Annotated in this window: 15 protein-coding genes; 5 read left to right on the forward strand and 10 right to left on the reverse strand. The window is 67.7% G+C overall.

Going from position 1 to position 18,033, the window contains the following annotated elements:
- The first annotated feature begins 6 nt into the window (after positions 1 to 6).
- The gene (locus E1J61_RS19710) at positions 7 to 3,462 is read left to right on the forward strand and encodes an ATP-binding protein (RefSeq protein WP_133095714.1); all 3,456 of its coding nucleotides are present in this window, start codon (positions 7 to 9) and stop codon (positions 3,460 to 3,462) included.
- Between the two features lie 148 nt (positions 3,463 to 3,610).
- On the forward strand, positions 3,611 to 5,002 hold the full coding sequence (locus tag E1J61_RS19715; protein ID WP_133096023.1) for an MFS transporter: 1,392 nt from the start codon (positions 3,611 to 3,613) through the stop codon (positions 5,000 to 5,002).
- Positions 5,003 to 5,025: 23 nt separating this feature from the next.
- Here E1J61_RS19715 and E1J61_RS19720 read toward each other — a convergent pair whose 3' ends face one another.
- The 3 genes from E1J61_RS19720 to E1J61_RS19730 all read right to left on the reverse strand — a co-directional run bounded on the left by E1J61_RS19720 (position 5,026) and on the right by E1J61_RS19730 (position 8,031).
- Positions 5,026 to 5,838: an SDR family oxidoreductase gene (locus E1J61_RS19720; protein WP_133095715.1), complete on the reverse strand. Its 813-nt coding sequence runs from the start codon at positions 5,836 to 5,838 to the stop codon at positions 5,026 to 5,028.
- Between the two features lie 45 nt (positions 5,839 to 5,883).
- A complete protein-coding gene (locus E1J61_RS19725) occupies positions 5,884 to 6,816 on the reverse strand; it encodes an IclR family transcriptional regulator (protein WP_240745823.1) in 933 nt (310 codons plus the stop codon).
- A gap of 186 nt (positions 6,817 to 7,002) precedes the next feature.
- Entirely contained in the window at positions 7,003 to 8,031 is a 1,029-nt protein-coding gene (locus tag E1J61_RS19730; RefSeq protein ID WP_133095716.1) for a YeiH family protein, read from the reverse strand.
- 459 nt (positions 8,032 to 8,490) lie between these two features.
- Between E1J61_RS19730 and E1J61_RS19735 the strand changes: the two genes are divergently transcribed.
- The gene (locus E1J61_RS19735; protein ID WP_133095717.1) at positions 8,491 to 9,168 is read left to right on the forward strand and encodes a hypothetical protein; all 678 of its coding nucleotides are present in this window, start codon (positions 8,491 to 8,493) and stop codon (positions 9,166 to 9,168) included.
- Positions 9,169 to 9,185: 17 nt separating this feature from the next.
- Positions 9,186 to 9,851: a hypothetical protein gene (locus E1J61_RS19740; protein WP_243736928.1), complete on the forward strand. Its 666-nt coding sequence runs from the start codon at positions 9,186 to 9,188 to the stop codon at positions 9,849 to 9,851.
- Positions 9,852 to 9,911: 60 nt separating this feature from the next.
- Here E1J61_RS19740 and E1J61_RS19745 read toward each other — a convergent pair whose 3' ends face one another.
- From E1J61_RS19745 to E1J61_RS19770, 6 genes are all read right to left on the reverse strand, one after another.
- Entirely contained in the window at positions 9,912 to 10,448 is a 537-nt protein-coding gene (locus tag E1J61_RS19745) for a GNAT family N-acetyltransferase (RefSeq protein WP_133095718.1), read from the reverse strand.
- A 62-nt stretch (positions 10,449 to 10,510) separates the two neighbouring features.
- Complete coding sequence (locus E1J61_RS19750) at positions 10,511 to 10,777, reverse strand: hypothetical protein (protein WP_133095719.1); 267 nt, start codon at positions 10,775 to 10,777, stop codon at positions 10,511 to 10,513.
- 93 nt (positions 10,778 to 10,870) lie between these two features.
- A complete protein-coding gene (locus tag E1J61_RS19755) occupies positions 10,871 to 12,073 on the reverse strand; it encodes an acetate/propionate family kinase (protein ID WP_133095720.1) in 1,203 nt (400 codons plus the stop codon).
- Positions 12,074 to 12,077: 4 nt separating this feature from the next.
- Positions 12,078 to 13,040 (reverse strand): phosphate acetyltransferase, encoded by a 963-nt coding sequence (locus tag E1J61_RS19760; protein WP_218959454.1) that lies wholly within the window; start codon positions 13,038 to 13,040, stop codon positions 12,078 to 12,080.
- Positions 13,041 to 13,076: 36 nt separating this feature from the next.
- Positions 13,077 to 15,398: a DUF3141 domain-containing protein gene (locus tag E1J61_RS19765; RefSeq protein ID WP_133095722.1), complete on the reverse strand. Its 2,322-nt coding sequence runs from the start codon at positions 15,396 to 15,398 to the stop codon at positions 13,077 to 13,079.
- 156 nt (positions 15,399 to 15,554) lie between these two features.
- Complete coding sequence (locus tag E1J61_RS19770) at positions 15,555 to 16,142, reverse strand: hypothetical protein (RefSeq protein WP_133095723.1); 588 nt, start codon at positions 16,140 to 16,142, stop codon at positions 15,555 to 15,557.
- A 421-nt stretch (positions 16,143 to 16,563) separates the two neighbouring features.
- Between E1J61_RS19770 and E1J61_RS19775 the strand changes: the two genes are divergently transcribed.
- Complete coding sequence (locus E1J61_RS19775) at positions 16,564 to 17,085, forward strand: hypothetical protein (RefSeq protein WP_133095724.1); 522 nt, start codon at positions 16,564 to 16,566, stop codon at positions 17,083 to 17,085.
- A gap of 107 nt (positions 17,086 to 17,192) precedes the next feature.
- On the opposite strand, the gene E1J61_RS19780 is transcribed toward E1J61_RS19775, so the two are convergent.
- Positions 17,193 to 17,876: a nitroreductase gene (locus E1J61_RS19780; protein ID WP_133096025.1), complete on the reverse strand. Its 684-nt coding sequence runs from the start codon at positions 17,874 to 17,876 to the stop codon at positions 17,193 to 17,195.
- Between the last annotated feature and the right edge of the window lie 157 nt (positions 17,877 to 18,033).

Below are 18,033 nucleotides of genomic sequence, written 5' to 3' on the forward strand. Positions count from 1 at the left end.
GCGCCGATGCAGCCATCCCTGGAACGCACGCGCGAATCGCTGGCCAGCGCCTTTGACGCCCTGGCCGAGCAATCCCGCCGGCAGCAGCAGCGCTATGCGGCCACCATCGCCGTACTGGTCGCCATGGTGGTGTTCTCGGGCCTGCTGCTGGCCGGACTGGCTGCCGCCAGGCACCTCGACTACCGGCGCGGCCACGCGGCGCAATACGTCGCGTCGCTGACGCAGCTGCTGCAGAGCGAGTCCTCGTTCCTGCGCCGCAGCGTGCTGACGCTGCGCTACCAGCGCGATACGCCAGCCCCGGATCCGGTCCGCGATCCCGCGTTCGAGTCGTTTCTGCGCACCGGCGCGGCCAGCGTCCATGTCGAGGCGGTGCACAAGGACTACCACCTGCTCGCTGCCGAGGCCACGCGCCAGGCCTGGGGAGCCAGGCTGCCTTCGGAGTTCGCCCGCCTGCGCCAGCTGGCCATGGCGACCATGGCCACACAGCAGGCGTTCAACCTCGACCACGACGCCTTCGCAGTGTCGCTGGACGAGGACAGTGCCGTCGTCATCCGCCAGCCGGAATCCGGGGCGCGCGCACCGATGGCGCTCGACCCCACCCTGATCCCGCTGCTGCGCACGCGCCTGAACGAAGCCTTGCTGGACCGCACTGGCCATGCCGTCCCGGCCCCCGACCGGCAGGTGTGGCTGGGGCCGCTGCGGCATCCGGTCGACGACAGCGCGATCATGGCGCTGGCCAGCGCCGCCTACGCGGGCGATATCCCCACCACGCTGGTCGCTGCCTGCATCCCGGCCCAGGGATTTCTCGCGGCACTGCAACGGCCATCCGACCCGGCGCTGCTGGTGCTGCTCAACGAATCCGACGACATTATCGACATCTCGCCGCGCGACGGCATGATCCCCGCGGAGACCTTGCACAGCCTGACCGGGCGCGCTCGCGACCGGCCACAGGATTCGCTGCAATACACCGGCTCGGGCGTGCTGCTGGTGCAACCGCTGCAGGCCGGCCTTGGCCGGCTGGTCTATTTCCTGCCGTACCGGTTGCTGGCGGACGCATTGGCCTCCGAGCTGGCCGGCATTGTCGCCGCCATCCTGGTGCTGGTGGGCGGCATTGTCCTCACCGCGCGCTACTGGAGCCGGAACCTGCTGCGGCGCATGCATGCCGATGCGTCGCGCGCGCTGGAAAGCGAGCTGATGAACCACATTCTCGTCAGTGCCACGCCGGTTGGCCTGTGCATCGTGCGGCGGCGCGACTACGCCGTGCTGATGTCAAACCAGCAGGCCGATACCTTGCTGCAGCGGCAACCGTGCGGGCCCATGCCGCAGCCGCTGGTGGAGGCCTTCGGCAGGCAGCCGCGCGATGGCGGCAAGAGGCCGGACGCGATCGCCAGCTTCACGGTCGCAACGCCAGCGATGGCACCGCCCGCCGATGCCGGGCGCTTCCTGCAGGTCACCTATGCGCCTGCACGCTACCGCGACGACGACGTGCTGTTCTGCGCAGTGCACGACTGCACCGCGCAACAGGCGCTGCAGGACCAGTTGCGCTCGGCGCAGCAGGCAACCGAGTCGATGATGCACGCGCGCTCGACCTTCTTCGCCGCCATGAGCCACGAGATCCGCACGCCGCTCAATGCGCTGCTGGGCAACCTGGAACTGCTTGCGCGCAGCCCCGGGCTGGAGCCGCATGCGCCCAGGCTGAAGGCCCTCGACACGGCGGCCGAAGCGCTGCGGCGCATCGTCAACGACGTGCTGGATTTTTCCAAGATCGATGCCGGCAAGCTCGAACTGGTCGAGGAACCGTTCCGCCCCGTCGACGCGCTGGAGAGCGTGGCGCTGGCCTATGCGCCGATGACGGCCGGGCGCCCGCTGCACTTGAGCCTGCACCTGTCGCCGTCGCTCGACGTGGACATCACCGGCGACCGTACACGCCTGGTGCAGGTGATCAACAACCTCCTCAGCAACGCCTTCAAGTTCACCACCAGCGGCCGCATCGCCCTCAGCGGCGAGCTGGTGGCGAATGAACACGGCGTGCCGCAACTGGTCTGCCGCGTCAGCGATTCGGGCATCGGCATGCCGCCCGCGCTGATGGAGCGGGCATTCCAGCCGTTCGTGCAGGGCGATGGCGCCGGTGCCAGCCGCTACGGCGGCACCGGCCTCGGGCTGTCGATCTGCGCGCGCCTGTGCGAACTGATGGGCGGCAGCATCGCGGTGGCCAGCGTGCCTGACGTGGGCAGCGCCTTCACGGTGACCATCCCGGCCCGCGGCGTGCAGGCGGTACCGGCGGCGGCCGGGGCTGCAGCGCGGCGCGGAAACGGGCGCGGAAACGGGCGCGGAAACGGGCCCGGACACGGGCGCGGCCACGTCATGGTGCTGTGCCAGGACGCGCGCACCGCCGCAAGCCTGGACGCGTGGCTGCAGTCCGCCGGCTGGCACACCAGCGTGCTGGCGTCGGTCGAGGCAGCCCGGGAATATCAGGCCTTCACGCCGGTACGCGCCATCGTGGCCAGCGACGAATTCACGCTGGCATCACTGGACGCGCTGCGCGAAACGGTGCCCGCCACCGTGGCGTGGGTCACGCCGGACGGCCCCCATCGGCCGCAACCGCGGGCGCCCGGCATCCTGGAAGTCACCGCGTTCAGCCACCGCGCGCTGCTGGCGTGCGTAGCCGAGGCTTGCGAGAACGCTGCCGCGGGCGTGGCATTGCATGCCGGCGAAGGCGGCAACGCGGCCGGGGCAGCAACGCCTTCCGCTGACGCGGCCGCAACCGTGCCGACCATCCTGGTGGCTGAAGACAATGCGCTGAACCAGGCCCTGATCGCCGAACAGCTGCAGGCGCTCGGCTGCCAGCCGATCGTCGTAAGCCACGGCAGGCAGGCGCTGGCCGTGCTGGAGACCACGCCGGTCGACGCCGTGCTGACCGACATCCGGATGCCCGGCATGGATGGCTATGAACTGCTCGAAGCGGTACGCGCCCGGCATGCCGGCGTGCCGGTGCTGGCGTTCAGCGCGTTCGCGCGCAGCGAGTGGTTGGCCGACTGGCGCCAGCGCGGGTTCGCCGGCTATGTGTCCAAGCCGGCGTCGCTGCAGGACCTGCAGGCATGCCTGCGCAACCTGCCCGGTCGCGGCCGGGCACAAGCCGCCCCACCCGCCGGCGCCGGCACGGATCCCGCCGCCGCCGACCGCGAGCGCTATGAAGCCATGCTGCGCTCCCAGCTGCGGCAGGACCTGCCCGAGCTGGAACGCATCATCGCGCAGTGCGAGCTGCCTGCGCTGCGTTGCTGGACGCACTCCGTGGCCGGCGCCTTCATGATCGTGCGGCGTAACTCGATCGTGCGCGAGTGCCGGGCACTGGAAGCGCTGTGCGCCGCGGCCGGAGGCTGGACACCCGCGATCGCCGCGGCGGCGGCGGCGCTGCGCGAAAGGCTGCGCGGCTATATGCAGGACACCGCCGTGGCAGCCTGAGCGTTGCGCGCGGGACGCCTACCACAATTCGCGGATTTGCGAGGACCGCGACGCCGGACGATAATGGGCGAGGCCGCGCCAGCGGCCAGCCATCCGGGTCTTCATGCGGTTTTTCCGCGGCCCGGCATTGTCTCCAATGTCTTTCCCGATGCAGCCAGAACAAGGCCTCCCCCAGCCGCAACGCACCTGGGCGATCCTCACCGTTTTCTTTGGCCTGATCATGGCCGTGCTCGATGGCTCGATCGCTAACATCGCCCTGCCCTCCATCTCGCGCGAACTGCACGCGGAGCCGTCGAGCACCATCTGGGTCGTCAACGCGTACCAGCTCACGGTGACCGTGTGCCTGCTGCCGCTGTCGTCGCTGGGCGACATCCTCGGCTACAAGCGTGTGTACCGTGCCGGGCTCGCAACCTTCCTGGTCGGCTCGCTGCTGTGCGCGCTCTCGGTCAACCTGCCGATGCTGGTGGCGGCGCGCGTGCTGCAGGGCATCGGCGGCGCCGGCATCATGAGCGTCAATACCGCGCTGGTGCGCTTTATCTACCCGCCCACGAAGCTGGGCCGCGGCATCGGGCTGAACGCGCTGGTGGTGGGCGTGACCATTGCGGTGGCGCCTTCGCTGGGGGCGATCATCCTGGCGGTAGCCAGCTGGCAGTGGCTGTTCGCGGTGAACGTGCCGGTGGCCATCCTGGCGCTGGTGCTGAGCCGGCGCGCGCTGCCGGCAACGCCGCCGCAGCCGCGCGAGTTCGACTATCCCAGCGCGCTGCTGTCGGCGCTGGTGTTCGGGCTGTTTATCCTGGGCGTGGACGGGCTCGGCCATGCAGCCTGGCGCGCGGCCGGCGTCGCGGGGCTTGCCGCGGCGATCGTGCTGGGATGGCTGCTGGTGCGGCGCCAGCGCGGCCGCGCCGCGCCGCTGGTGCCGGTGGACCTGTTTGCCAGCCGGGCCTTCGCGCTGGCGGTGGGCACCTCGTTCTGCTCGTTCATGACGCAGATGCTGTCCTTCGTGGCGCTGCCCTTCTACCTCGAATACCAGCTTGGCCGCTCGCTGCAGGAGACCGGGCTGCTGATCACGCCGTGGCCGACGATGGTGGCGGTGATGGCGGCGCTGTCGGGGCGGCTGTCGGACCGCTACCCGGCCAGCATCCTCGCCGGCCTCGGGCTGGCCATGCTGGCCGGCGGGCTGGTAGGGCTGGCAACGCTGGGAGCGGATGCAAGCAGCCTCGACATAGCGTGGCGCATGGCGCTGTGCGGTATGGGCTTCGGCTTCTTCCAGTCACCTAACAACCGCGCCATGATCGGCGCCACGCCGCCGGCACGCAGCGGCGGCGCCAGCGGCGCGCAGGCGACCACGCGGCTGCTGGGCCAGACCACCGGCACGGCGCTGGTGGCACTGCTGTTCAGCCTGGCGCCGGACGGCGCCGCGCGCATCGCGCTGTATGTGGCGGCGGCGGTCGCAACCGTCGGCGCCCTCATCAGCCTGAGCCGGCTGCGCGATCCCAGCGGCGAAGGCAATGCGCAGGCGGCGGCGGAGCCGGACGCCTGAAGCGGGCCGCCGGGCCCGCGCGCTTACACCGCGATGCCGCCGAACTCCTGCATCACCTTGTCATGCAGGCGCCGCATGCCGCGCAGCCAGCGGTCGTAGTCCTGGCCCTTGCGGCGGTAGTACTCCAGCACTTCCGGGTGCGGCAGGATCAGGAAGCGCTCGTGGGCCACGCCTTCCAGGGTCGCCGCGGCCACGTGCTCGGCGGTAACCGAGCCCTCCTGCAGGAAGCCCTTGCGCTCACCGTTCTCGCCGAACAGCATATTGGTCTGCACGCCCTGCGGGCAGATGCAGCTGACCTTGATGCCGCGGTCGCCATAGGTGATCGACAGCCATTCGGCAAACCCGATCGCCGCGTGCTTGGTCACCGCGTAGGGGGCTGAACCGATCTGCGACAGCAGCCCTGCCGCCGATACCGTATTGACGAAATAGCCGTCGCCGCGCTCGAGCATCTGCGGCAGCACCGCGCGCGCCGCGTGGATATGCGCCATCACGTTGATTTCCCAGATGCGCTGCCATTCGTCGGCACCCGCGTCGAGGCCCTTGCGCAGGATGATGCCGGCGTTGGAGCAGAACACATCGACCTGTCCGAAGCGGCGCGTGGCCTCGTCGGCCAGTGCCTGCACCGCGGCGGCATCGGCAACGTCCACCGCTTGCGCGAACACCTGGCACGACGGCACTGCCTGCTGGACTTCGCCGGCGACCTTGGCGGCGCCGGCCTCGTTCAGGTCGGCCACGGCCACGCCACGTGCACCGGCCTGGGCAAACGCCAGCGCCAGCGCGCGGCCAATGCCGGTGGCCGCGCCGGTCACCACTACGGTCTTGTTACGTATGTCCATGCGCTATCTCCTCATCGATCCTTGTTGATATGGTCTGCTACCGCGTCATTCGTTGGCGGCTCGCTGGCCGGCGGGACATGCGCCCGCCTCGGGCCCATCCGCTGGCAGGCGCATCGAAGCGCGCGCGCCGCCGGGCTGCCACAGGCGCGCCTGCAACGTCTCGGCCAGGTCGCGGATGCGCGGGCCGAGATTGCCTTCCAGGATCTCCGGCGACAGCCGCGCCGCGGAGCCGCCGATATTCATCGCCAGCACTTCGCTGCTGCCCGCGAGCCGCAGCGGCGCCGCGGCGCCGCTGACGGTGCGGTCCCATTCCGCGTGCGCCACGCAGAAGCCGCGGCGGGCGTAGTCGTGCAGCGCGCGCTCGATGCCGCTGCGCATGGCAGCCCAGCGCGCGCCGTAGTGGCGCGCCAGCTCGGCCAGTGCCGCTTCGCGCTGGCCGGGGTCGAGCCCTGCCAGCCAGGCGCGCCCGATCGCCGAGGTGGCCATCGGCAGGCGCGCACCCGGCGCCAGCCGGATCACCAGCGCGCCGCGCGGCTGGCAGCTTTCCAGGTAGACCATGGCGTGCCGGTCCGGCATCGCCAGCGCCACGGTGCAGTCGGTGGCAAAGGACAGCGACTGCATCAGCGGCTGCGCGATCTCGCGGATGCCCGCGCCCGCGATGTAGCGATGGCCGAGCACCATCGCGCCCTGCCCCAGCCGGTATTTCTCCGTGCCCTCGATATAGGTCAGGTAGCCGAGCGTGGCGAGCGTGTAAGTCAGCCGCGACACGGTCGGCCGCGGGATGCCGGTGCGGCGCGACAACTCGGCATTGCCGAGGTAATCGTCCTGCGGCCCGAAGGCCCGCAGCAGTTCCATGCCGCGCGCCAGCGCCGTGACGAAATTGCGGTCCTCGCAACCGGAGTTCGCCTGCGCGTCGACCGGCGCAAGCGCATGCGCGGCATCGGGCGGCGGAGTCGGGATGGTGGTGGAGCGCTTCATCGGGCAGGCGGCTACGGCGTGCGGCAACGGCAAAGGACTCTTGATAGCAGTTCCCGGCCGAAGCTGGCATCGGTATGTAGCGAAATCATGTGCGCGAGAGACGGCGTTCATGGGCACGAATCCGCACGTTCGCGCGACCATTGCCGTTGACCGCGGGAGCAAAAGCCCGCCGAGCCGCCGGACAAACTAGGACCGCGCCAACACCAGCATGCCGTAGAACAGCATGGCCAGGAACAGCGTTTCCAGGACCATCAGCGCCACGGGCTTCCACCCTACGGACAGAATGTCCTTGAGGTGAGTCTTCATGCCGATTGCGACCATGGCCATGACCAGGCACCACTGCGACGCGAACTGCCCCGCCTTTACCAGTCCCGCAGGCAGCCAGCCGGTGCTGTTGATCGCCACCAGTACCGCAAACGCCACGGCAAACCACGGCAGCAGCGGCGGACGCGGCCCCTTTCCGGCTTCTCCCTGCGCCCGCTGATGCCGCTGCGACAACCACGCGGCCAGCGCGATCACCGGCAGCAGCATGGCCACCCGCATCAGCTTGACCAGCGTGGCCGCATCGCCGGCTTCGTGCGAGATGCTGTAACCGGCCCCAACCACCTGGGCCACGTCATGGATGGTCCCGCCGATAAAGGCTCCGGCCTGCAGGGAAGGCAAGGCCAGCAGTTGCGCGATCATCGGATACACCACCATCGCCATCGTCGACAGCGCGCTGACGGAGATCACCGTGAACAGCGTCGCGCGCTCCTTTAGCGGATGCTGGGGCATGGCCGCCGACAAGGCCAACGCCGCGGAAGCCCCGCAGATCGCCACGGCGCCGCCGGTGAGCAAGCCGAAGAAGGTCTGGAATCCCATCAACCGGGCCAGCACGATGCCGCACAGTATGGTCAGCGCCACCGCCAGTATGACCATGGCAACCGAGTGCCAACCCAGTGCCGCCACCTGCGACGCCGTGATGCGCAACCCCAGCAAGGCCACGCCCAGCCGAAGCACCTGCTTGGCGCTGAAGTCGATGCCTGCGGCGCTGGAGGATTCCCGGGACAGGAAGTTCAGCGCCATGCCTAACAGCAGGGCGAACAGCATTACCGGCGCCTGGTAATGCGCGGCGAGCGACATGGCTGCCACGGTTACCACCGCGCTGATGACCATGCCGGGCAGGTAGCCGCGGAAGGTGCCCAGCCAGCCCGGATTCAGAAATCTTTCGGACATCAATGTCTCCCCGATGTCCGCCATCGTTGCAAACCGGAAAACGCACGCGGACACACTCTGCAATTTCCCATCCGGCAAGCATGGTGCAGCGAACCGGTTTCCGCCATGCAAAGGATGCCAGCGGCTTTGCATTACATGCCACCGTTACTGGTGAGCGTTCCCTGCAGCACCTCGCTTCGGGCTGATGGCGGCGCAGATGCCGAAGGTACCGCAGGCTGCCGCCATACCTCCGGGTGTAATTTCCGCACCATGCGCCGCTATCGCCGGTGTGAATCTTTGCCTACAGTAGATGCGGCGGCAGTTGGCGAGTGCCGGCGGCGCCGCCTTCGCCGTCAGGTCGCGCCCCCGGGATGCCTGCCCGCCCGGGAGCCGCAGGCTCGATGCTGTCGCACCCGGCACGGGGGGCGGGGGCTTCGTCGCAGACCTTCGCCGCGGGCAGTTGCAGCCGGGTGCAAGCCAGTGTTGACTACTTCCCTCGACCCCCACGCCGCCGAAGTGCGGCCGCGCCTGCTCGATACCGTCGACCGCGTATGCGAGATGTGCTTCGGCCTGTTCATGGCCCTGACCTTCGTTGGCGCGGTGTCGGCCGTCGGCGCGACGGCGGATGCCCCACGCACGATGTTCTTCACTGCGCTGGGCTGCAACCTGGCCTGGGGGCTGGCCGATGCCGTGATGTACCTGGTGCGCACGCTGACCGAGCGCGGGCGCAGGCTGTCGCTGGTCAAGGCGGTTCGCAATGCCGGCGACCCGGGCGACGCCATCGCGCGCCTGCGTGATGCGCTTTCGCCCGCCTTGCGCACGCTGGTCGACGATGCCGAGCTGGAAGCGATGCGGGGCCGCATCGCCCGCACCGTCGATCTGCCCGCGCGCCCGGCGTTGGGCACACAGGATCTGCTGGCAGCTGCCGGGATCTTCCTGCTGGTCGTGCTTGCCACCTTCCCGGTGGCCCTGCCGTTTATCGTGTTTGCGGACGTCTCCACGGCGCTGCTGGTATCGCGCGTGCTGACCATCCTGATGCTGTTCGGGGCCGGCATCGCGCTTGGGCGCCATGCCGGCTTCGGCGGATGGATAGCGGGTGCGGCGATGACGCTGGTCGGCGTTGCACTGACCGTGGCCATCATCGCGCTTGGAGGCTGACCATGGAGGCCGGGGGTATGGCTGCACCACCCGCAACACGACCCGCAACACGACTGGCCGCACGCTGGCTGGTGCTGGCCGCGGCAACCGCGCCGCTGCCCTTGCATGCCGCCGAAGACAGCGTCGCGCCCGCGACCGCGGAGGCGCCGGCGTGGAGCGGCGGAGTCTCGGCTTACCTCAATCTGCCGCGCGGCAGCGAAGCCTATGTCACGGGCATCGCCATCGCCAAGCGCGGCGTCTTGCACCTGGAGGCGCGCAGCAACTACGAAGGCATGGATGCGTACTCGTTCTTCGTCGGCTACAACCTTGGCTGGGGTGACGCCTTGCGGCTGGATTTCACGCCCATCCTGGGTGTGGTCACCGGCAGCACGCACAGCGTCGTGGGCGGGTTCGAGGCCACGCTGACCGGCCGCTATGCCGATGCCTATATCGAGTTCGAGTACGTGCCGGACGCCGAGCCGTCCGGGTACGCCTATGCATGGAGCGAGCTAGCCTGGCGCCCTCGTGACTGGCTGCGGCTGGGCCTGGCGGCCCAGCGCACGCGTGTGCCTGACAATGGCCGCAATTTGCAGCGCGGCGTGTTTGCGCAAGTGAAGGGCAAGCATGTCTCCGGTGCGGTCTACTGGTTCAACCCCGCCGCGCACGACCAGATCGCCGTGGTCTCGATCGGGCTGAGCTTCTGACGGTGGCGAGCGCAGCACGTACGTTTGAGTACGGTTTGATCCGGATGCGCGCGCTTGTACTTACAGCGCAAGCGTCACCACGCGCAGCGTGGCATCGTCCGGACAGGCCACGTCGGCAAAGCCAAATTGCCTGGCCAGTCGCCGCATGCCGGTATTCGACGACAAGACATAGCCTTCCATGCACCGATAGCCGCGGCTCCGGGCAATGTCGATCAGGGTGCCCAGCAGCCGGCTGGCCAGCCCAAGCCTGTGCCAGTCATCGGCGACCGTTACCGCGAACTCGCAGGTATCGCTGCCCGGTGCCGCAGCGTAGCGCGCGCCACCCACGATGGACGACGCCTTGCCTTCCTTGGCAAGCGCCACCAGCGCAAACTCGCGCTCGACCGAGGGGTGCGTCGCATGTTCGAGCATCGCTTCCGGCAGCTGCTGCATGGCAGCCATGAATCTGGCGTAGCGCGCATCGGCCGACAGCCTGTTGAATGCCGCCAGCAGCCCGACCTTGTCGTCTTCGGTTATCTCCCGCACAAGCACTTGCCGTCCATCGCGCAGCGGCACGTTGAAGGGCACGAAGCTTGTCGCTGCAGGCTTGTCTTGCATGGCAACGTTGTGGGTGGAAAAGAAAGCGGGTTCGCTGGACGGCAGCTCCGAATTGCCATGCATCAATACTTGATGTCCCTGGCTGTCTCGCGGCCTTGCTGCTTTGTCTGCCGCTTGTCCTGCCGGCAACCGGCATTGCTTTGCTGGTCCGCGGCACGACAGTCTTGCTTGGTCTGCCTGGAGTCCTGACGTGTTTCCTGGCGAACGTCACGACCGGCGCGGCGCTGTTGCGCTTGCTCGGTCGCCCATGCAACGCTGGCAAACGCAACATTGGCAAGGACCAGCGATGCCGCCAGCGAAGCCAGCCGCAGCGGGTAGGAATGGAACATGGCGCCTCCTTGATGGATCGGCCTTGTGTCGTCAATCCACTTTAGTTTCCGCAGGAGAGCTTGGCTAGCTGGCGCGGTCTGGCATCGCCCCCGTCATCCGTCCGACCGGCGTGCGGGCACTGCGAGGACCTCCCTGGTATGCCTGGCAATCATCAGTTCCTCGTTGGTCGGGATGACCCAGACCGGAACCTTCCCGGACGCCGGGCTGATGCGCGGTCCGTCGCCCGCGTTCGCCGCGGCATCTACGCTCACGCCGAGCCATGCCGCGAGCTGGCATACGCGCTCGCGGACCGGCGCAGCATGCTCGCCGATGCCTGCGGTGAACACCAGCGCGTCCAGCCCCTGCGCGGCGGCGGCCAGCGAGCCAAGCTCCCGGGCGATGCGGTAGGTGTACAACTCGACGGCAAAGCGGGCCTGCGCATCGTCGCTGGCGAGCAGCGCGCGCATGTCGCTCGACAAGCCGGAGACGCCAAGCAGGCCGGACTTGCGGTAAATCAGGTCCTCGATGGCGTGGGCATCCATGCCGAGTTCGCTGATCAGGTACAGGATCACGCCCGGATCGAGGCTGCCGCAGCGTGTGCCCATCGGCAGCCCGTCCACCGCGGTAAAACCCATGGTGCTGGCCACGCTGCGCCCTCCGACCAGCGCGCACATGCTGCTGCCGTTGCCGAGGTGTGCCACAACCGTGCGGCCCGCGGCGGCGCGCGCATCGACACTCGGCAGGACGCTTGCGATGTACTCGTAGGACAGCCCGTGAAAGCCGTAGCGCCTGACGCCCCTGTCGGTAATCTCCGCCGGCAACGCGAAGGCCTGTGCCACTTCCGGCTGCGCCCGGTGGAAGGCGGTATCGAAGCAGGCGACCTGCGGCAGTTCCGGACGCCGCTCGGCGAGGATGCGGATCGGCTTGAGGTTGTGGGGCTGGTGCAAGGGGGCAAGCGGGCAAAGCGTATCCAGCTCGGCCAGCAGCGCATCGGTCACCCTGGCCGGCTGGGTGAAGCGCACGCCGCCATGCACCACCCGGTGCCCCACCGCGCTCAGCGCATGCCCTTCGCCGTGGCTGCGCAGGAAGTCCGCCAGGAAGGCGATGGCACCCTCGTGCCCGAGCTCGGTGCCGGCCTCCCAGCGCTTTGCCTCGATCTCGGCCCCTGCCGCGTCGGTGGCGCGGAATGCCGGCGCCGTATAGAGGCCTTCGAGGCTTCCGCGCAAGACAAGTCTCAGGGCATCGTCATGGGTATCGTAGGCGCAGTACTTGATGCTCGACGAACCCGCATTCAGGACCAGGATCAGTTCGGCCATGGCATCACCCCGCCACCTGGCCGGACTCGCGGCGCGCCCTGGCCACCAGCGCGGCCACCGCGCACGACGCCAGCCGGGTCGTGACGGAGTCGGCGCGGCTGGTCAGGATGATGGGCACGCGCGCGCCCAGCACGATGCCCGCGGCGTCGGCGCCGGCCAGGAAGGTCAGGCTCTTGGCCAGCATGTTGCCGGCGTCCAGGTCCGGCACCAGCAGCACATTGGCGCGCCCGGCCACCGGTGAGTCGATCTTCTTGATCCGCGCGGCATCCAGGTTGATGGCGTTGTCCAGCGCGAGCGGCCCGTCGACGACGGCACCGGTGATCTGGTGCCGATCGACCATCTTGCATAACGCGGCCGCATCCAGCGTGGACGGCACCTTGGGGTTGACCGTCTCCATGGCCGAAAGAATCGCCACGCGCACCTCCTCGACCCGCAAGGCATGGGCCAGGTCGATCGCGTTCTGCAGGATGTCGGCCTTCTCGGCCAGCGTGGGGGCGATGTTGACGGCCGCGTCGGTGACGATCAGCGCGTCCTCGTGCCCGGGCACGTCCATCACAAAGCAGTGGCTGATACGCCGCGCGGTGCGCAAGCCGGTGTCGCCCTTGACCACGGCTCCCATCAGCTCGTCGGTGTGCAGGCTGCCCTTCATCAGGGCCTCGGCCTTGCTCTCGCGCACCAGCTGCACGGCGGCAGCCGCCGCCGCATGACTGTGCGCGGCATCGACGATCGGGTACTCGCGGATGTCGATGCCGGCTTCACGGGCGGCGTCCTCGATGCGGGCGCGCGGCCCGACCAGGATCGGCGCGATCAGGCCCAGCCGGGCGGCCTCCACGGCGCCTTCCAGCGAAGACTTGTCGCACGGATGCGCCACTGCGGTCGGCGTGGGCGGCATGGTCTTGCAGTAGTCGATCAGACGCTGGTATTTCTCATGCTTGGCATTCACGGTTTGCTCCTGCGTCGGGTTCATCGGTTTCAGTCGCCTGCGATGCAGCTCCACGGCGCGCTAGGAAGCGCGCTTGATCGGAACGGCCGCGCCGCGCGCGCGTTCTGGCCGGCTGCCGAGCACGGTGCGGATCCGCTCAAGCATTGCCGCCTGCTCGTCGGTGGGCGTGGCGCCAAGCACGCGCTCATCGGTACGCAGTTTGTCCGCCAGCGCCTGCAGCCGCTGGCGGTCGGCCTGATGCCTGAGCAAGGCGGGCAGCGTCGCGAGCGCCTCCTCGGGCGCGTAGCGCGTGATCAGTTCCTGCCGGCCGCGGATCTTGCGCCAGGCGTCCGGCTCCAGTTCCGGTAGCAGATCCGCATAGTCCGTGACCAGTTCCTTGCGCAACTCCAGCCTGGACAGCGGCAGGGGCTCGCCCTTGCGGCTCAGCAGGCAGGCCAGCCGGGCGATGGCTTCGGCGTACCCGCCTTGCCCGGCCGCGGCCAGCGCCGCCTTGACTTCCGGCAGCTCCCGCGGGTCGGTCGCCGCCGGTGTGCCCGCGTGCGCATCGGGCTCGCTCCTTGGCTGGAACGGGAACAGGTTGGCGTACACATTGAAGAAGGTGTACTCGGTCATCGCATCGCGCACGGCGCGGTATGCGTCCAGTCCGGCGCTGAGCAATTCCGCGCCTGCCTGTTCCTGCCGCCGCAGCGGATGGTCCGGTTCCAGCGCCTGCCGGTTGGCCTTGATCGCCTCGGCGGCAGGCTTCAACCATGACATCCACGGGTTCAGGTCCGAGAACAGCCAGTTCTGCATGCGCAGCGGATGGAATTCGCGCAGCACCCGCGCTGTCATCTCGTTGGACACCGCCTGGACATAAGGCTGCGCAAACAGCTCGTAGGCGCGCTGCGTAAAGTCCGACAGGTTGGCGACGGTCTGGAATGGCCGCTCGTCGACGCGCTCAAAGCGGTTGAGCCGGCTGGCGATGTCCTCGAGCGAATGCTCCTCGAACTCGACCTCGTACTCCACGCCATCGCTGCCCTTGCGCTCATGGATGACCATGCCGTAGAGCCCCGGCGGCAGCAGTTCGATACTCTTGAGCACCGAGACGATCTGCGCGTGCTCCTTCTGCGCCACCTTGCCGGAAACGAAGATGCCGAGATGGCCGACGCTCCGGTGCATCATGCCAACGATCACCTGGCCGCGGCTCTTGATCTCCTCGGTACTGCCGTAGATGTCCACCACCCAGTTGAATGCCTGCTGCGGCGGGGTGATGTTGTCGCCCATCGACGCAAACAGCACGATGGGCGAGCGGATTTCGCGCAGGTCGAACGCCTTGCCGCCGGCGTTCTTGACGTCACCGCTCCAGAGCTTGTTGCCGACGAACAGATTGCGCGTGATCCATTCGATCTCCTCGCGGTTCATCAGGTAGTAGCCGCCCCACCAGCGTTCGAACTCCAGGAAGCGCGGCGGCTCGGTATCGGCCTTCCGGTACAGGTTGTAGTACTTGTCCCAGAGACTGTTGGCAGGATTCAGGTTCTCGAAATTTTGGACCAGCCAGGCGCCATCGAACTTGCCGTTGCCAAGGTCCGCCGTGAACGAGGCCAGCCAGGTGCCGCCAAGGAGCCCGCCGGAATAGCGCATCGGGTTGTCGCCTTCGCCCTCGCTCCAGGCACCGCTCCAGTACGACATCGGCGCGCCGTTGATGACGATCGGCCCGGTGTCGTCGGGATCCGAGGCGCCCAGCATCATCGCGGCCCAGCCCCCCTGGCAATTGCCGATGATGGCCGGCTTGGGGCTGTCCGGATGCAGCGCGCGCACCTTCCTGATGAACTGCTGCTCGGCCTCGCACACATCCAGCAGGGTCTGTCCCGGCTCGGGATCGCGGAAGAAGATGACGAAATACACGGGATGGCCGGCACGCATCGCCACGCCGACCTGCGAGTCGTCCTTGAAGCCGCCGATGCCCGGCCCATGGCCGGCGCGCGGATCAATGATGACGTAGGGCCGGCGGCTGTCATCGATCGTCACGCCATCGGGCGCCGTTATCTTCAGCAGCGCATAGTTGACGGGCCGCTCGAACTGGCGCCCGTCCATGATGGTCTCGTAGCCGAAATGCAGGACCGGCTTGAGGCCCTGCATGGTATTTTCGACAAAGTTGTTGCCCCGTTGCCTGAGCGTGTCCCAGAACAGGATGGCACGCTGCATGCTGTCGACGGCATAGGCATAGCCGCCCATCGGATCCATGTCGGCCATCGGCGTGGACGGAGCGCTCCCCGGAGCTCCAACGGCTTGCTGCACGCGGCCGCTATAGGCCTCCTGCGCATTCTTCAGGCGCTTTTGCAGCACCATGCCGGTCTTGAGGCCAACTTCACGCGCGTGAACCAGTTGCTTTGCTGCATCCATGCCGTTCTCCACCAGACATTCTGTGACAGGGAGGCCAGGGGGCGGGGGTCGGTCCACCGTGGCGGTACGCCCCGACCGCCCCGACCGCGGACGCCAGGAAACGGCCCGCATGACTGGCGGGCCTGTCCTGGAGCAATTCGGTGCTTTTCGGTACTGCTACTTGGCTGCGGCCGGTTGCACGGACACAGCAATGGCCTCGGTATAGACCGCTTCGACCCGGTCACCCTTCTTGATGCCCTTGAGACGTTCCGGATCCTCGACCAGCAGGTCCACGGTGCGTCCCTTCGGCCCCTTCAGGGTGACGGTCTTGGCGCTGGTATTGACCGCCACAACGTCGGCGGTCACGGTCACTTCGCGGCCGACTGTGCCGCCCGGCTTGGCGCCCGGCGCCGCACGGTCCGAGATCTCGCGCTCGGTCATGGCAAGCGGCCCCTTGCCCTTCTTAAGGCTCATGGTCAGGGCTTCCTTGTACTCGATCGCGACGGTATCGCCGACCTTGAGCTGCTCGAAGTTCCGCGCCTCCGGCCCCACCACCAGATCCGTGACCTTGCCGTCGGCGGATTTCAGCGAGACCGTTCGCTTCGGCGCATCGATCTTGACGATCGTGGCATTGAGCTTCGCCGTGCCGGTCGCGGTCGCCTGTCCGGGCGACTGCGTGACATCCACGCGGGTTTCGGGTTGCGCCCAGACAGAAGCGGTCGCCGCGACCATGACCGCCGCAGCCAGTAGAGTCATTCGTTTCATGCTATCCCCTCTGATCAGACTTGCCTTGCGCCCATTCGGGCTTCCTATGCCGCCTTTCGCCTCGGTTGAAGCGCTCACTCACTACCAGGGCGGAAATCCTGTGACTGTTGGAGAACATGCCGCGGAGGCGCCTCGCAACCTGTACTTGCAGCTTGACAGGGCGTCACTGTCCGGCCCGGGATCCCGCCCGAAGGCGTGCCCGTCGTGGGTGACGATGAAAAGGCTTTTGATGCGGGTATCCGTGGATAAGGTCGCTCCGAACTCTAACGTCAGTCGTGGTCGCAACTGAACTGAATCTTTTCGGAAGACGACATGAGAAAAATTTCGGTCACGGGCGGCCGGATGCATGAACACTCCTGCGCTGCGTGCGCTATGCTGAACTGGCGCGGCGCGTGCCCCGCCGCCTCCCAGGAGAACGATCATGGGTTATCGCCTCCCCACCTGCGTGGCCGCCGCCGTGGCGAGCCTGGTGCTGGGCGCCTGCGCCTCCCTCCAGCCCCTCCAGACGGCAGAACGCATGCTCGGCGCTCCGCAGAATGCCGTGCGCGATACGTTCGGCACTCCCACCGAAACCTACCAGCTCGCCGACGGCACCACCCGCTGGATCTATTCGAAGCAGCCGCTCGGCTTCGAGGTCTACGCGGCAGACTTTGACGGAAACGGCAAGCTGACAAGGTTCAGGCAGATGCTCACCGAGAAGGAAATCTACGAAGCGCGCCCGGGCGTCTGGACCAAGCAGGATATTGCCGAGCGCTTTGGCCATCCGCGCGAGCCCATCCAGTTCTACCCGCTGATGAAGCGGGAAGCCTGGTCCTACCGGCTCTACGCAGGTGCCTACATGCCGGCACATTTCAGCGCCTACTTTGACGAACGCGGCGTTCTCGACCGGACCATGATCATCCTCGACGCGATCGGCGGCGACGCGCGCGACAGCAGCAAATAGGCCGGCCGCGGGCAGGCCGCCTGCGCGCAGGCCGATGGCGTCGCACCACACTCGCCGATGACAATTGCGCCGGACAGGTCGGGGCGCGGCCTGTCCGGTTCCGCGTGTCAGCCATCGACGAACGAAACGAACTCGTCCAGCTCCAGCTTGCAAAGCTCCATATTGTTTTCTGGGATGCTGTTGTCCGCATAGCCGAGTGACATCCCGGCCACGACCATCTCCCCGTCGGGAATGGCGAGTCCTTCACGAAGCACCGGCGATTGCAGCGACCAGATCTGCTGCGGGCAGGTGTCCAGCCCCCGCGCGCGAGCGGCCAGCATGAGGTTCTGCAGGAAGCAGCCGTAGCAGATGAAGCTGGCCCATTCCAGGCGCCGGTCCATGGTGAAGATCAGTCCCACTGGCGCATCGAAGAACCGGAACTGCCGTTCGACGTCGCGCCGGCGCCCGGCGATATCGCTCCTGTGCACGCCCTGCGCATCGCCCAGCATCCCGCGAAACGTGTTGAAGCGCGACGCAAATGGCGCCGGCAATTCCTTTGGGAAGAAAGGGTAATCGGGCACCAGTCCCTCGGGATCGGCGCGATACGCCTCGACCGCGGCACCGGCAATTTTCTCGCGCGCCTTTCCGGTCAGCACATAGCAGCGCCAGGGCTGCGTGTTGCTCGAACTCGGCGCGTATTTCGCGACCGACAGGATGTCCCTGACAGTCTCCATCGGCACCGGCCGGTCAAGGAAGCCGCGCTTGCTGTGGCGTCCGCGGATCAGCGCTTCCGTCATCTGCATTGTCTCCATCTTCATGTCTCCGTTCTTGTGGTGGGGGTCGCTACGGTGGAAAAGATCATAGACACGTCCCCTGCCTTGTGAAGATGGCAATGCTTGAATGCTTCGTTCGGCAGCAGCGAACGACGGCGCGCGACCGCGCAGGCCCGGCGTCCAAATTCCTGAACGC

The organism is Cupriavidus sp. L7L, from assembly GCF_004353535.1.
Taxonomy (GTDB): Bacteria; Pseudomonadota; Gammaproteobacteria; order Burkholderiales; family Burkholderiaceae; genus Cupriavidus; species Cupriavidus oxalaticus_A.